Raw genomic sequence first — 13682 nt, forward strand, 5'->3', positions numbered from 1 at the left:
GACGCCCCGGTAGTGCTACGGGGCCTTCGCCGGTGCCGGCTCCTCGGCGCGCTTGTCGATCACCTTGTCGACCAGGCCGAACTCCTTGGCGTCGTTTGCGGTCAGGAACTTGTCGCGTTCCAACGCATCCTCGATCGACTTGTAGGTCTGGCCGGTGTGCTTGACGTAGATCTCGTTGAGCCGCTTCTTCAGGTTCAGGATTTCCTGGGCGTGCAGCATGATGTCGGTGGCCTGGCCCTGGAAGCCGCCGGAGGGCTGGTGAACCATGATGCGCGCGTTCGGCAGCGAGAAGCGCATGTCCTTCTCGCCGGCGCAAAGCAGCAGCGAGCCCATCGAAGCCGCCTGACCGGTGCACAGGGTCGAGACCGGCGGGCGGATGAACTGCATGGTGTCGTAGATCGCAAGGCCCGACGTCACCACGCCGCCCGGCGAGTTGATGTACATCGAGATTTCCTTCTTCGGATTTTCCGCCTCGAGGAACAACAGCTGCGCGACGATCAGCGTCGACATGCCGTCCTCGACCGGGCCGGTCACGAAGATGATGCGCTCCTTCAGGAGGCGCGAGAAAATGTCGTAGGCGCGCTCGCCACGGTTGGTCTGCTCGACCACCATGGGCACGAGGTTCATGTAGGTTTCAACCGGATCGCGCATGAGTCACCTAGGGTTTCGGAGACGGACATCGCCGGGCAGGCTTGCCAGTTGGGCTGGATTGGCCGGGAGGCGAATGGACGTCCTGTGATGCAGGAACTTGGGTAAGAAGTAGAAGGCGTAGCGACAGATATAGCCCAATTCGCTTCTGACAAGTGCGGAGCGCATTAAGGCTTAACCCGAGGGGCAGTTGAAGCTGATTCGCACAAAGAGGCCCAGCCGGCCATCTGGCTAGCTGGACCTCTTCGCTCATCATCCTTAATAGCGGACTATCTCAAACCCTTCAGGCTGCGGTCTTTTCCGCGTCGTCGTCCTTGTAGAGATCCTCGCGCGAGACCTTCTTCTCGGTCACGTTGGCGAGCTCGAGGATGAAGTCGACCACCTTGTCCTCGTAGATCGGCGCACGAAGCTGGGCCAACGCCTGGGCGTTGTTGCGGTAGAAGTCCCAGACCTCCTTCTCGCGGCCGGGCATCGAGCGCGCGCGCTCGATCACGGCACGGCCGACCTCGTCGTCGGTCACGGTGATCTTGTTCTTCTCGCCGATCTCGGAGAGCACGAGGCCAAGCCGCACGCGGCGATCGGCGATCTTGCGATACTCCTCCTTCGCCTTGTCCTCGGTGGTGTCCTCGTCGGCAAAGGTCTTGCCGGCGGAATCCATCTCGGCCTTGACCGAGTTCCACATCAGATTGAACTCCTCGTCCACCAGCGAGGGCGGCGCCTCGAAGCGATGCGCCTCGTCGAGACGGTCGAGCAGCGTGCGCTTGACGCGCTGGCGCGTGGCGGTGGCGAACTCGGCAACGAGGCGCTCACGCGCGGCTTCCTTCAGCTTGTCCAGCGATTCCAGGCCGAGCGACTTGGCGAACTCGTCGTCGATCGCAAGGTCCTGCGGCGCCTCGATCAGCGTCGCTGTCGTCTCGAACTCGGCCGGCTGGCCGGCGAGCTTGTCGTTCATGTAGTTCTTCGGGAACGATACTTTCAGCGTGCGCGTCTCACCCGCGCCGATGCCGATGAGCTGCTCCTCGAAGCCCGGAATGAAGGTGTTGGAGCCGATGACGACCTGGATGCCCTCGCCGGTGCCGCCTTCGAAGACTTCGCCGTTGATGCGGCCCGTGAAGTTGATGGTGACGCGGTCGCCCGAGGCGGCCTTGGCGCCTTCGCCCTTGTCGGCGAAGGTGCGATTGGAATCGGCGATGCGCTTGATCGCCTCGTCGACGTCGGCGTCGGTGACCTCGGCGACGGGCTTCTCGACCTGGAAGGTCTTGAAGTCGGCGAGCGCGATCGAAGGCACCACCTCGATCGCGACCGTGTAGGTCAGATCGGTCTTGCCGTTCAGCAGTTCCTCGACCTCGGCCTGCTCGCTCGGCATGGTGATCTTCGGCTCGGTCGCAAGGCGGAAGCCGCGCTCGGAGAACAGCTGCGTGTTGGTGTCGCGGATGGTCTGGTCGATGGTCTCGGCCATCACCGAGCGGCCATAGACCTTCTTCAGGTGCGAGACCGGCACCTTGCCCGGACGGAAGCCGTTGATGCGGACCTTGTCCTTGAGGTCGACGAGCTTGGCACCGGCCTTGGCGTCGAGATCAGACGCGGGGACGCTGATCTTGAACTCGTGCTTCAAACCTTCCGAGAGGGTTTCTGTGACCTGCATGGCGTCCAATCTTCTTTTCGTTCGGCCCCGGCACGTCGCGCGTCGGGACGCTGTCGTTAATCGATCCGGCGCGAGGCACACGCCTCCACGCCGGTGGTTCATCGGACCCGCTCCCAGGCGGACAATCGTCCCCGCGGAAGCAGGCCTCGTAATCCGTGCAAACGCGATAAGCGCTTGGTGCGGGCGGAGGGACTCGAACCCCCACAACTTTCGTCACTGGAACCTAAATCCAGCGCGTCTACCAGTTCCGCCACGCCCGCGTGAATTTGCATCAAGACCGGCCGCGATGCCGCGGGCGGCCGGGCTTATAGCATGCGCCTGACTGTTCGCAGCAAAAAAATGGCTTGATGGAGGCAGGCTTCAAATAGGCACGATGGCTGGACTTATCCAGCACGGCGTGGTCCGGATCGTGCCATGACAACGCGGATCCATGCCCCACATCGGCGCGAGGTTTTGGCGGGCTTAGGCGCCTCGGCGGCCGCGCTGATCGTGGGCGGCGCGGGCCCGTCCGTGACGGCCCAGCTGGCGCTGCAGGCGAGGCCCGCAACGCTGGCTCTGACACCGGGTCAGGCGGCTACACCGATCTGGGAGCTGGCCGCCGTAAGCCACCTCAGAGACGTGCGTCTCAAGCGCTTCGACCGCTGCCAATTGGTCTTCAGCAACAACCTCCCTGTGCCGCTTGCGCCGGTCTGGTACGGCCTCCACGCGCCGATGGCGGCCGACCCGCTCCGCGGCCGCGCCCCGGCAGCACCGGATGCGACGGAAACATCAACTATTTCAGTGCCTAATGCGGGCACTCTGCTGGCCGACTTCCGCCTCTTCGAGGACCGCCTGAAGCAGCCCGCGCGCCCGCTTCCGATCATCGTGGCCGAAACCGGCCCGGTCGCCGTCGACCGTGACGAGGTCCTGTTGATCCAGGAATGGCGCCTGCGGCCGGATGGCACCGCTGTCCCTGCGGGCCAGGACCCAAAGGACACGGCGCCGCTCTACACGATCAACGGGCAGACTTCATTCGAGCTGTCAGCTTTGGGCGGCCAGCGGCTGCGACTGCGCATTATCAACGGTTCGCAACGCTCTGTTCTCGCAATTAAATTGGAGAATCATGAAGTTAACGTCCTGGCCTTGGACGGCCAGCCGGCCGAGCCCTTTCCGGCCCGCAACGGCGCCCTCGTCCTAGCTCCCGGGGCGCGGGCCGACGCTTTCGTGGATGTCGAGGCTTCGGCTCCCTTCCTGCTGCACGACGGCAAGTCGGCCCGCCAAATCGGAACCCTTTCGGTCTCCGGCGGAATCCGCCGGCGCGCGGAGCTGTCGCCACTTCAACCGCTCCCTCCGAACGATCTGCCCGACCAGCTCGATCTGAGAGGCGCCCTGCGGTTCGATGTCGCGCTGGGAGCAGCCGATTCCGGCTGGGCACGGCCCGCGACCTTCTCCACCGCCTCCGCCCCCGGCTTCCGCGCCAAGACCGGCCGCACGGTGGTGCTGGCGCTGCAGAACCCCGCCCCGCTCACCACGGTGTTCCACCTGCACGGCCACCATTTCCGCCTGCTCGACAAGCTCGACGACGGCTGGAAGCCCTATTGGCTCGACACGCTCGCGATCGAGCCCGGCCAGACCCAGCGCATTGCATTCGCTGCAACCTCGCCCGGGCGCTGGCTGATCGAATCCGTCGCGACCGACTGGGCCGCGCCGCGCCTGGTGCGCTGGTATGGGGTGGAGTGAGATTTTGTAGGATGGGTAGAGCGCAGCGAAACCCATCGCGATCGCGCCAAGCCGAGAGATGATGGGTTTCGCTGCGCTCTACCCATCTACGCCCCGTAACGAACAGCTCAGTACTCCACCCCCAGCGCGTCATAGATCCGCCGGTGCACGGCCGGCAGCGTCTCGGTCAGGTCCTCCGCAATCAGCCCCGGCCCGGCTTCACTCGCCGCCTCGCCGTGCATCCAGACGCCGATGCTGGCGGCCTCGAACGCCGGCACGCCTTGCGCCAGGAGCCCTGCGATGATCCCGGACAGCACATCGCCCGCGCCGGCCGTGGCGAGCCAGGGCGGCGAATTGGCGGCGATGGTGGCGCGGCCGTCGGGGGCGGCGATTGTGGTGTCGGGGCCCTTCAGCAGCACCACGGCGCCGGAGCGCTCGGCGGCGGCGCGGACGCGCTCGAGCTTGGAGCGGCCGGGATGCTTGTTGCTGAGGTCGGAGAACAGGCGCGGAAACTCGCCTTCGTGCGGGGTCAGCACCACCGCATTGTCCTGCGAGGATTTGATCGACTCGAACAGGCGCTCGGGGGTTGCGGCAAAGCTCGTCAGCGCATCCGCATCGAGCACCAGATGCCGCTGTGCGGTTAGTGCGCTGTGGACGAAATCGCAGGTGCGCTCACTGACGCCCGCACCGGGGCCGATGATGCAGGTGTTGTAGCGCTTGTCCCCGAGCAGCTCGCCGAACTCGATCGCGCTGTCGACGGGGCGCACCATCACCGCGGTCAGCGCGGCCGCATTGATCGCGAGCGCATCGCGCGGGCTCGCCAGCGTCACAAGGCCCGCTCCGGCGCGCAGCGCGCCGCGCGCGGCGAGCCGCGCCGCACCGGTCGCGGCCGCATCGCCCGAGACCGCCAGCACGTGGCCGCGCGCGTATTTGTGGCCGTCGATGCGCGGCACCGGAAAGGCCGCGCCCCAGACATCCGGATCGTTCTCGAACGTCTGCGGCGCGATCTCGTCCAGCACCTGCGCATCGATACCGATGTCGGCGACGCGCACGCGGCCGCAATGCATCCGCCCGGGCAAGAGCAGATGCGCCGGCTTCTTGCGGAAGAAGGTGACGGTCTCGGTGGCATTCACCGCCACGCCCATCACGGCGGCGCTGGTGCCGTTGATGCCGCTCGGCAAATCGACCGCCAGCACCGGAGCACCGTTGGCGTTGATCGCCTCGATCATCTCCCGCGCCTCGCCCTCGATGGAGCGGCTGAGGCCCGCGCCAAACAGCGCGTCGATGATCAGCGCAGGCCTGCCGATCGCCTGCGGGTTGAACGGCAGCACCGGGTGCTTCCAGCCGCGCGCGGCGGAGGCTGCATCGCCCTGGAGCTGGTCGCGCTCGCACATCAGGATCACCGAGACCTCGCGCCCCTGCGCGGCGAGCTCGGCGGCGGCGACGAAGCCGTCCCCGCCATTATTGCCGGGCCCGGCCACGATCAGGATCGGCCCCTCCTCCACTAGCTCCTGGGCGGCCTCGGCGACCGCCTGGCCGGCGCTGAGCATCAGCTTGAAACCCGGCGTGCCGGCCGCGATGGCGAGCTGGTCGGCGCGCTGCATGTCCGCGTTGGTCAGAACTTCCATGCCACTTCCTAGTACAAACGCCTCTTGAACAGGCACCTTTGGCGCCGATCCGGCGACGGGAACATCGATCTGCACACACATTGAACCGTTTGCCTATTTCGTAGTCTTCGGTATTTTGTGCAGATCGGCACCATCACTCAGGGATGCTCGTTAAAAGGCTGATAACGCTCCGATAATCAGGGCATTTGCAACTTGGCATAGACCCTGCTTTCGAGGAAGCCGCTTCGGTTCGTCGTGCTCACTGGCATCTAGAAGGGTGTGGCCGGCCGATGTCGCCGGACTGGTCAGGGATCCCGGCATAGAGAAGACAAGATCGTGCGTTGAGAAATGCGCGTCCTGACGAAGACGTTGCTATTGGATCGAGAGGCCGGGAGTCGCGCAGTGAAGAAAATCGAAGCCATCATCAAGCCATTCAAGCTCGACGAGGTGAAGGAAGCGCTTCAGGAAGTCGGTCTCCAGGGCATCACCGTCACCGAGGCCAAGGGCTTTGGCCGGCAGAAGGGTCACGCCGAACTTTACCGCGGCGCAGAATACATCGTCGACTTCCTGCCGAAGGTCAAAATCGAGATCGTGATCGGCGACGATCTGGTCGAGCGCGCCATCGACGCGATCCGCCGCGCCGCGCAGACCGGCCGCATCGGCGACGGCAAGATCTTCGTCTCCAACATCGAAGAGGCGATCCGCATCCGAACCGGCGAATCCGGGCTGGACGCTATCTGAGCCGGGTGCTATCCCGCATTTTGCGACACTCTGACAAGAAATAAGGCTGCTTCGGCGGCCTGATTTCGTTTGTGCGGTCGCGCGCGAACTCGCCAAAAGCGAGAACAATCTTGCTCACCTGGAAACCGACCCGCAGAGCCAAAAGGGGTATGCATGAAGACCGCCAAAGACGTCCTGAAATCGATCAAGGACAACGACGTGAAGTACGTCGACCTGCGCTTCACCGATCCGCGCGGCAAGTGGCAGCACGTCACGTTCGACGTCAGCATGATCGATGAAGACATCTTCGCCGAAGGGACGATGTTCGACGGCTCCTCGATCGCCGGCTGGAAGGCGATCAACGAGTCCGACATGTGCCTGATGCCTGATCCGGTGACCGCGACGATCGATCCGTTCTTCGCCGAGACCACCATGGTCATCACCTGCGACGTGCTCGAGCCGACCACCGGCGAGCCTTACAACCGCGACCCCCGCGGCATCGCCAAGAAGGCCGAGGCGATGGTGAAGTCGATGGGCGTGGGCGACGCCGTGTTCGTCGGCCCCGAAGCCGAATTCTTCGTGTTCGACGACGTGCGCTTCTCCTCCACGCCCTACAACACCGGCTTCCGCCTCGACTCCTCGGAGCTGCCGACCAACTCCGACACCGAATATGAAGGCGGCAATCTCGGCCACCGCGTCCGCACCAAGGGCGGCTATTTCCCGGTTCCGCCGCAGGATTCCGTGCAGGACATGCGCTCGGAAATGCTGGGCGCCATGGCCAAGATGGGCGTCAAGGTCGAGAAGCACCACCACGAGGTCGCTTCCGCCCAGCACGAGCTCGGCATGAAGTTCGACACGCTGACGCTGATGGCCGATCACATCCAGATCTACAAGTACTGCATCCACCAGGTCGCGCACATCTACGGCAAGACCGCCACCTTCATGCCGAAGCCGGTCTACGGCGACAACGGCTCGGGCATGCACGTGCACCAGTCGATCTGGAAGGACGGCAAGCCGGTGTTCGCCGGCAACAAGTACGCCGACCTGTCGGAGACCTGCCTCCACTATATCGGCGGCATCATCAAGCACGCCAAGGCGATCAACGCCTTCACCAACCCGTCGACCAACTCCTACAAGCGTCTGGTCCCGGGGTATGAGGCCCCCGTGCTGCTCGCCTATTCCGCGCGCAACCGCTCGGCCTCCTGCCGCATCCCCTACACCGCTTCGCCGAAGGCCAAGCGCGTCGAGGTGCGCTTCCCCGATCCGCTCGCCAATCCCTATCTCGGCTTCGCCGCGATGCTGATGGCCGGCCTCGACGGCATCAAGAACAAGATCGATCCGGGTCCGGCGATGGACAAGGACCTCTACGACCTGCCGAAGGAAGAGCTGAAGCAGATCCCGACGGTGTGCGGCTCGCTTCGCGAGGCGCTCGAAAACCTCGACAAGGACCGCAGCTTCCTCAAGGCCGGCGGCGTGTTCGACGACGACTTCATCGACGCCTATATCGAGCTGAAGATGACCGAGGTCGAGCGCTTCGAGATGACCCCGCACCCGATCGAGTTCGACATGTACTATTCGGGCTGATCGGCACGAACATCGGCGACAAGCAAAAGGCGCTTCCGGAAGGAGGCGCCTTTTCGTTTGGTCATGCCAAATCAAGGCGGCCAAGCGGAAACGGGGCGAGATCAGACGACTGCCGGAGGGCGTCTACGGTTCGACGATGGTAGCGAGAACCTGCGCTGCGGAGCCATCCGCTTTCGTTCTGCATCTGACTCCAATCCGTTCTCAAAGAACAAATCAGAGCCGCAAAAACCGCATCGGAGCAATTCCTACCGATTGGTTTATCGGCCCGAGATTTGGAATGCGCATCGCGCGGCATTGTCACTCGTCGGGAAAGTTGACGCCAATCTCGGTCACCACGGGCGCCCATTTCACCAGCGTCGCATTGTCCGAGGCGACCTTGACGCCATCACCGGAGAGCGACCTCGGCGCTCCGGCCTTCTTGCCGAACCGGATCGTGACGATGCAGCCGTCTTGCAGCGGCCGGCTCAGCGCGCCGCCCTTCCAGTCGGTGACGAAGCCGCCGTAGTCCCATTCGAATCCGCTCACCAGGAACGGCTTGCCGTTGGCCTTCTGCACCTCGGCAAGGCTTGAGCCGAGGGTGATTCCGCCAATGCTCCAGCGGCTGGTCTTGGCATCGCGCAAGGTGAGGCCGGAGGCGCGCCCGGCCTTGTCGTCGGTGAAGGCAATTGCGATGCGGCGGTCCGTCGCCTTCGGAAACAGTACGAGCGCCCTGTATTTCTCGCCCTCGGCGCCCGGCAGCGCCTGCACCACGGCGTCAGTGCCATAGCGCTGCTTCAACGTCCTCTCGGTGTCACCGGGCCCAACCGGTGAAGCGCAGGTAATCGGTCCCTCCTGCGGCGGCGCGCTTTGCGCGAATGCGGAGGACGCGAGCAGGAGAAGGGTTGTCACGGTGACGCTGGGGTTCATCGCAAGGCAATCCGGTTTCGAGGAACGAACCGGAGCCTAGGCCGCCGCCTTCTGTCGTGTCACCATCGCCTCGCCAAAGGCTTCGAACAGCTTGCGGTTGATGGGATTGTGCTGCGGGTCGTACTCCGCGTGCCATTGCACGCCGAGGGCAAAGCTCGGAGCTTCCGCGATGCGGATCGCCTCGATGGTGCCGTCCTCGGCGATGCCTTCGATCAGCACGCGCTTGCCGGGATCGAGGATGCCCTGCCCGTGCAGTGAATTGACCCGGATCTTCTCGCAGCCGAGAATTTTGGCGAAGGCGCCGCCGGCCGTCAGCTCGACGTCGTGACGGTCGGCGAACACCACCGTCGGATCGGGATGGATCTCGCCGTTCTCGAGCCGGGGCATGCGGTGGTTCATGCGGCCGGGGATCTCGCGGATCTCGGGATGCAGCGAGCCGCCGAAGGCGACGTTCATCTCCTGCAAGCCGCGGCAGATCCCGAACAGCGGAATGCCGCGGGCCACGCAGGCGACCGACAGCGCCAGCGCGACCTCGTCGCGGTGGATGTCGTAGGGCTCGTGCTTTTCGCAGGGATCGACGTTGAAGCGGGTCGGGTGAACGTTGGCCCGGGCCCCGGTCAGGATGATGCCGTCCACGGTATCGAGCAGTGCCGGGATATCGGTGATGTCGGGGGCTCCAGCGAACATCAGCGGCAAGCCGCCGGAGACTTCGGCCACGGCGCGCAGGTTTCGCTCGCCGACCATCTGGACCTGAAATCGATTTTCGACGCGATAGGAATTCCCGATCACGCCGACGACCGGCTTTCTCATCTGTCGTTCCGCGGCTCCCGATAAGAAGATTCCCCGAACATGCCCCTCCGATGGAACAAATTCAACAGAAGGGATCGCGGGACGGCAATGCTATTTTCGCGCAAATGCCTCCCGGGCGTCCAACCCGCCCGCCACGGGCAGGCCGGCGGCCTTCAGCGCGGTTGACGCTGTCTCGCCCGGTGCGGCCAGCCAGGGGAGCTTGGCCTCGATTCCGCGCGTCACGGGCTCCCCGAGCGCGCCACCGAAGTCGATCGGCCAGAGCCCGTTGGGCACCACCTCGGCGGAGACGCCGCGGATCGCATAGCCCTCGCCCAGGATTGCCTCCGCACGATCGCTCGCGACAAGGCGCGCGGTGCTGGGATCCCTGAGATCGCCGAAGCTCACGAGCACGGGGATGAGCTCCCCTTGCACCGGGACAGTGCCGGTCTGCCGGCTCATGTCCTTGAACGACACCCGGCTGCCGCGCGCGGCGCCATAGGCGCGGAGCGCCACATAGTTGATGTCGTCGAGGTCGAGCTTGGCGCCCTGCTGGTGCGCCAGCAAGACCACGATGTTCTTGCCTTGGCCGAGATCGACGAACACGGCCTCCCCGCGCATCGTGGTGCGGCCGCTGCGGTTATAGTTGCGATCGGGCACGACAGCGAGAATGCTCGACCCGGTCTTGATCCCGGCCGGCGTCGTCACCTCGACCGTCAGGCGGAATTTATGGTCGGGCCGGTTGATCCGGATCTGGTCGCCACCGACGATCAAAGCCAAGAGCCCGAGCAGACCGGCCCACTTGCTGATAGAGCCCAAGCGCCCCTCACTTCCGTTTCGTCTCAGCTCTGCACAGTTCGCGCGCGAGCGTCAAACGGGCGCGTTGCCGCTCTTGATCGGAAGTGCGTTTGTCGAAAGAGTGCCCGATCGCAGCCACCAAAGACAGGATACGATGTGACCTTTCCCGCAGATGAACGACCCCGCTGCCGTGCCGACCTCGCGCGGGATCAGGCCTGGGCGATCGCGGTCGGCGGCATCGGCGTCGTGCTGTTCACCGCGCTGCTCGCCTTTACCTGGTATTTTGCGGCCACCCTGATGCTGATCTTCAGCGGCATGCTGCTCGGCCTCGGTCTCAACGCGCTGGTCAATGCGCTCGGCCGCCGGGTCCACCTGCCTCACACGATGCGGCTTGCAATCGTCTGCGTCGCGCTCGCTTTGCTACTCGCGGGCGTCGCCTATCTCGGGGGCGCCACCATTGCCGAACAGGCCTCGCTGCTGAGCAAGACCATCAAGTCGCAGATCACCAATGCCAGGTCCCTGCTCGAGAGCTACGGCATCGACACCAGCTTCTTCGATCTCGGCAACGCTGCGTCCGAGTCCGCGACCAACGCGTCCTCGGAGGCGACGCCCGCACCGGCAACGCCCTCGCGCGCTCCCCTGCCGAGCGCCGGCGCGCTCGCCTCCAGCGGCGGCGCGATCGTGAGCCAGACCCTCAAGCTGCTGCTCGGCACCATTCACGGCGTGGGCAACATCTTCATCGTGCTGTTCCTGGGCCTTGCCTTCGCCGCCCAGCCCAGTGTCTATCATGACGGCCTGCTGTTCCTGGCGCCGGCGCGGCACCGGACCCGTGTCGCCCTGGTCATCGACCGTATCGCTGAAACCCTGGAGCGATGGTTGATCGCCCAGATCATCGTCATGATCGCGGTTGGTGCCGTGACCTGGATCGGACTCGCCGTCATCGGCATCCCCGGCGCGTTCATCCTGGGGATTCAGGCGGGCCTGCTCGCCTTCATCCCCACGGTGGGAGCGATCATCGCCGGCGTCATCGTGGTGCTGGCGAGCCTCGCCTCGGGCTGGATCCCCGCCTTGTCGGCGTTTCTGCTGTTCATGGGCGTGCACGCGATGGAAAGCTACCTGCTGACGCCGATCCTGCAGCGGCAGGCGCTCGACATCCCGCCGGCCACGCTGTTCGCGTTCCAGATCCTGCTCGGCGTCGTGTTCGGCATCTGGGGCCTCGCGCTGGCGCTGCCGCTGGTCGCCATCGCCAAGGTCATGATCGACCATGTCAAGACGTACGAGGCGCCGCCTCTGGCGGAGGCGGCGTGAACCTCGCTCAGGTCGTGAGCACGGTCTCGGTGTGCTCGACCTCGGGGGGCGCGGCAAAATACTGGCCGACCAGGCCGCGCCATTCGGTGAAATTCTCCGAGCCGCGGAAGTCCACGGTGTGGTTCTCCAGCGTCGCCCATTTCACCATCAGCCGGTAACGCTGCGGCTTCTCGATCGACTTGTGCAGCTCGAAGCCGTGAAAGCCCTTGGAACGGCCGAAAGCGGCCTTGGCCTTGGCAACGGCCGCCTCGAAATCCTTCTCGCTGCCCGGCTTGACGTCGATTTGCGCGATCTCGGTGATCATTGGCTTTCCACCCTGTTTGTTCGATGCCCGTGTCTAGCGTAGACCGCGCCAAAGAAAAAGGCGCCGGAACGGCGCCCTGCCCGGCCGAATTGCGGGTGCGTCAGGCAAACAGCAGAACGGTGCCGGTCACGATCGCCGCACAACCCGCGAACAACACGAACGGCCAGTAGCTGCGGTGCTGCGCGTGGCGTCCTTGCGCGCGGCGCTCGGTGATCAGCGCGCTCTCGTATTCGTCCGCGGTGGAGAACAGACAGGCGAAACCGCCGCGGGCCGAGGCAGCTTCGGCTTCGAGCGACATCAGGGCGGCTTGCGGATTCTGTCGGCGGATCGATTCCATGACCACGATGGTAGGGATCGAATGGTAAACAGAGATTTACCGCAAGGCCGCCCTGCATTCTCACGCGGTGGCCGGGCGCGCCTGCGATGCGGTCCGCGCCGCGCTCTGGCGGCGCCAGTTCTCCAGCGACAGCGGCAGCTCCTCCGCCGCCTCGACGCGGTTGCGGCCGCCGCGCTTGGCCTGGTAGAGCGCGGTGTCGGCCGAGGCCAGCAGCACCTCGAGCTCGGTGCCGGCCGGACCGCCGGAGACGCCGATGCTGACGGTGGTGTCGACCGGGCCTTCGTCGACGACGACGCCGGAGGTCTCGAACGCCTCGCGCACACGCTCGGCGACCAGCACGCCCTCCTCCAGCGAGCACGGCAACAGGGCGGCGAACTCCTCGCCGCCGATGCGGCCCGACAGGTCGGAGATGCGCAGATTGCTGACCACGACGGTCGAGAACAGCTTCAGCATCTCGTCGCCGGCGGGATGGCCGAAGCGGTCGTTGATCGACTTGAAGTGGTCGATGTCGAAGATCATCACCGTCACCGGACGCCCGGCCTTGGCCTCGCGCTCGATCACGCGCGCACAGGCCTCCGAGAAGCCGCGACGGTTGAGCATGCCGGTGAGCGGATCAGTGGAAGCTGCGGTCCGGTGCGCGGTCACGGTGCGCTCGGACACCAGCATGAAGATCACGAACACGGTGCCGACGGCATAAAGGATGAGCTCGACCGCGAACACGGTGACCCAGATGCTCGAGGAGAAGCCGGCATCATGCGGGCGCAGGAAGCTGCCGATCAGGATCGGCAGCATCAACACGCAGCCGTGCATCACCGGCATCACCAAGGCGGGCCAGCGCCGTTGCACGCTCTTGCGCCGTTCGGTCCAGAGCTCGCTCGCAGTCAGCGCCGCGTACACCGAGACGATGCCGGCACCGACGAGCATGCGCAGCATCGATGCCGTGGGATCGAGCAGCGTCGCGGCCGCGACCCAGGCAAGTGCGCCGAGCACGAGCCCGGGCCAGTTCGGCTTGCGGCCGTGGAAGACGCGCGCCGCGTTCCAAACCATGCCGCAGGCAACGAAACCGACGGCGTTCAGCGCAAGGTAAATGTGCGGCCCCAGCCTGTCGCCCGCCGCGGTCCAGAGCGCGACCGAGGCGGCACCGAGCAGATAGGCGGTGCCCCACCATTTCAGCGCCGGGCTGTTCTCCTGCTTTCCGAAAAACACCATCATGGCGCCGAGCAATGCGGCAACCATGGTGGCGACCAAATAGAGCGTGATGCTATCGAGCGACATCATGTCGGCCCCCTCTGAAACATAGCAGTTACGCGATCGGCCCAGCCGATTTGCGCGCCCTTCCAA

Annotated in this window: 13 protein-coding genes and 1 tRNA gene; 4 read left to right on the top strand and 10 right to left on the bottom strand. The window is 65.0% G+C overall.

Annotated elements, in window-relative coordinates; genetic code table 11:
* Positions 1 to 15 precede the first annotated feature (15 nt).
* The 3 genes from BDOA9_RS24675 to BDOA9_RS24685 form a co-directional block, all read right to left on the bottom strand.
* Complete coding sequence (locus tag BDOA9_RS24675) at positions 16 to 651, bottom strand: ATP-dependent Clp protease proteolytic subunit (protein ID WP_025036638.1); 636 nt, start codon at positions 649 to 651, stop codon at positions 16 to 18.
* Between the two features lie 280 nt (positions 652 to 931).
* On the bottom strand, positions 932 to 2293 hold the full coding sequence (gene tig, locus BDOA9_RS24680; protein WP_025036639.1) for a trigger factor: 1362 nt from the start codon (positions 2291 to 2293) through the stop codon (positions 932 to 934).
* 175 nt (positions 2294 to 2468) lie between these two features.
* Positions 2469 to 2553 (bottom strand) — tRNA-Leu (locus BDOA9_RS24685).
* A 154-nt stretch (positions 2554 to 2707) separates the two neighbouring features.
* Between BDOA9_RS24685 and BDOA9_RS24690 the strand changes: the two genes are divergently transcribed.
* Positions 2708 to 4012, top strand: coding sequence for a multicopper oxidase family protein (locus tag BDOA9_RS24690; RefSeq protein WP_025036640.1), 1305 nt, complete (start codon positions 2708 to 2710; stop codon positions 4010 to 4012).
* 107 nt (positions 4013 to 4119) lie between these two features.
* Here BDOA9_RS24690 and BDOA9_RS24695 read toward each other — a convergent pair whose 3' ends face one another.
* Positions 4120 to 5619, bottom strand: coding sequence for an NAD(P)H-hydrate dehydratase (locus BDOA9_RS24695; protein ID WP_025036641.1), 1500 nt, complete (start codon positions 5617 to 5619; stop codon positions 4120 to 4122).
* 381 nt (positions 5620 to 6000) lie between these two features.
* Here BDOA9_RS24695 and BDOA9_RS24700 point away from each other — a divergent pair, with 381 nt between their 5' ends.
* Together BDOA9_RS24700 and glnA are read left to right on the top strand one after the other, a co-directional pair.
* Positions 6001 to 6339, top strand: coding sequence for a P-II family nitrogen regulator (locus BDOA9_RS24700; RefSeq protein WP_007603495.1), 339 nt, complete (start codon positions 6001 to 6003; stop codon positions 6337 to 6339).
* Between the two features lie 153 nt (positions 6340 to 6492).
* On the top strand, positions 6493 to 7902 hold the full coding sequence (gene glnA / locus BDOA9_RS24705) for a type I glutamate--ammonia ligase (protein ID WP_025036642.1): 1410 nt from the start codon (positions 6493 to 6495) through the stop codon (positions 7900 to 7902).
* A gap of 297 nt (positions 7903 to 8199) precedes the next feature.
* Here the strand turns inward: glnA and BDOA9_RS24710 are convergent, their stop codons facing one another.
* The 3 genes from BDOA9_RS24710 to BDOA9_RS24720 form a co-directional block, all read right to left on the bottom strand.
* Positions 8200 to 8679, bottom strand: coding sequence for a hypothetical protein (locus BDOA9_RS24710; protein WP_340162397.1), 480 nt, complete (start codon positions 8677 to 8679; stop codon positions 8200 to 8202).
* A 165-nt stretch (positions 8680 to 8844) separates the two neighbouring features.
* Positions 8845 to 9618: a gamma-glutamyl-gamma-aminobutyrate hydrolase family protein gene (locus BDOA9_RS24715; RefSeq protein WP_025036644.1), complete on the bottom strand. Its 774-nt coding sequence runs from the start codon at positions 9616 to 9618 to the stop codon at positions 8845 to 8847.
* Between the two features lie 90 nt (positions 9619 to 9708).
* The gene (locus BDOA9_RS24720; RefSeq protein WP_025036645.1) at positions 9709 to 10413 is read right to left on the bottom strand and encodes a hypothetical protein; all 705 of its coding nucleotides are present in this window, start codon (positions 10411 to 10413) and stop codon (positions 9709 to 9711) included.
* Positions 10414 to 10548: 135 nt separating this feature from the next.
* Here BDOA9_RS24720 and BDOA9_RS24725 point away from each other — a divergent pair, with 135 nt between their 5' ends.
* Entirely contained in the window at positions 10549 to 11700 is a 1152-nt protein-coding gene (locus tag BDOA9_RS24725) for an AI-2E family transporter (protein WP_025036646.1), read from the top strand.
* Positions 11701 to 11707: 7 nt separating this feature from the next.
* On the opposite strand, the gene BDOA9_RS24730 is transcribed toward BDOA9_RS24725, so the two are convergent.
* From BDOA9_RS24730 to BDOA9_RS24740, 3 genes are all read right to left on the bottom strand, one after another.
* Positions 11708 to 12004 (bottom strand): antibiotic biosynthesis monooxygenase family protein, encoded by a 297-nt coding sequence (locus BDOA9_RS24730; RefSeq protein ID WP_025036647.1) that lies wholly within the window; start codon positions 12002 to 12004, stop codon positions 11708 to 11710.
* A gap of 100 nt (positions 12005 to 12104) precedes the next feature.
* Positions 12105 to 12341: a hypothetical protein gene (locus tag BDOA9_RS24735; RefSeq protein ID WP_025036648.1), complete on the bottom strand. Its 237-nt coding sequence runs from the start codon at positions 12339 to 12341 to the stop codon at positions 12105 to 12107.
* A gap of 60 nt (positions 12342 to 12401) precedes the next feature.
* A complete protein-coding gene (locus BDOA9_RS24740) occupies positions 12402 to 13619 on the bottom strand; it encodes a GGDEF domain-containing protein (protein ID WP_025036649.1) in 1218 nt (405 codons plus the stop codon).
* Between the last annotated feature and the right edge of the window lie 63 nt (positions 13620 to 13682).

The sequence above is a fragment of the Bradyrhizobium sp. DOA9 genome (assembly GCF_000617845.2).
Lineage (GTDB): Bacteria > Pseudomonadota > Alphaproteobacteria > Rhizobiales > Xanthobacteraceae > Bradyrhizobium.

Excerpts from the sequence above, each read along its gene's own strand:
- BDOA9_RS24715 (WP_025036644.1), bottom strand. The coding sequence starts at position 9,618 with ATGAGAAAGCCGGTCGTCGGCGTGATCGGGAATTCCTATCGCGTCGAA.
- BDOA9_RS24735 (WP_025036648.1), bottom strand. The coding sequence starts at position 12,341 with ATGGAATCGATCCGCCGACAGAATCCGCAAGCCGCCCTGATGTCGCTC.
- glnA (WP_025036642.1), top strand. The coding sequence starts at position 6,493 with ATGAAGACCGCCAAAGACGTCCTGAAATCGATCAAGGACAACGACGTG.
- BDOA9_RS24690 (WP_025036640.1), top strand. The coding sequence starts at position 2,708 with ATGACAACGCGGATCCATGCCCCACATCGGCGCGAGGTTTTGGCGGGC.
- BDOA9_RS24695 (WP_025036641.1), bottom strand. The coding sequence starts at position 5,619 with ATGGAAGTTCTGACCAACGCGGACATGCAGCGCGCCGACCAGCTCGCC.
- BDOA9_RS24740 (WP_025036649.1), bottom strand. The coding sequence starts at position 13,619 with ATGATGTCGCTCGATAGCATCACGCTCTATTTGGTCGCCACCATGGTT.
- BDOA9_RS24675 (WP_025036638.1), bottom strand. The coding sequence starts at position 651 with ATGCGCGATCCGGTTGAAACCTACATGAACCTCGTGCCCATGGTGGTC.
- tig (WP_025036639.1), bottom strand. The coding sequence starts at position 2,293 with ATGCAGGTCACAGAAACCCTCTCGGAAGGTTTGAAGCACGAGTTCAAG.
- BDOA9_RS24730 (WP_025036647.1), bottom strand. The coding sequence starts at position 12,004 with ATGATCACCGAGATCGCGCAAATCGACGTCAAGCCGGGCAGCGAGAAG.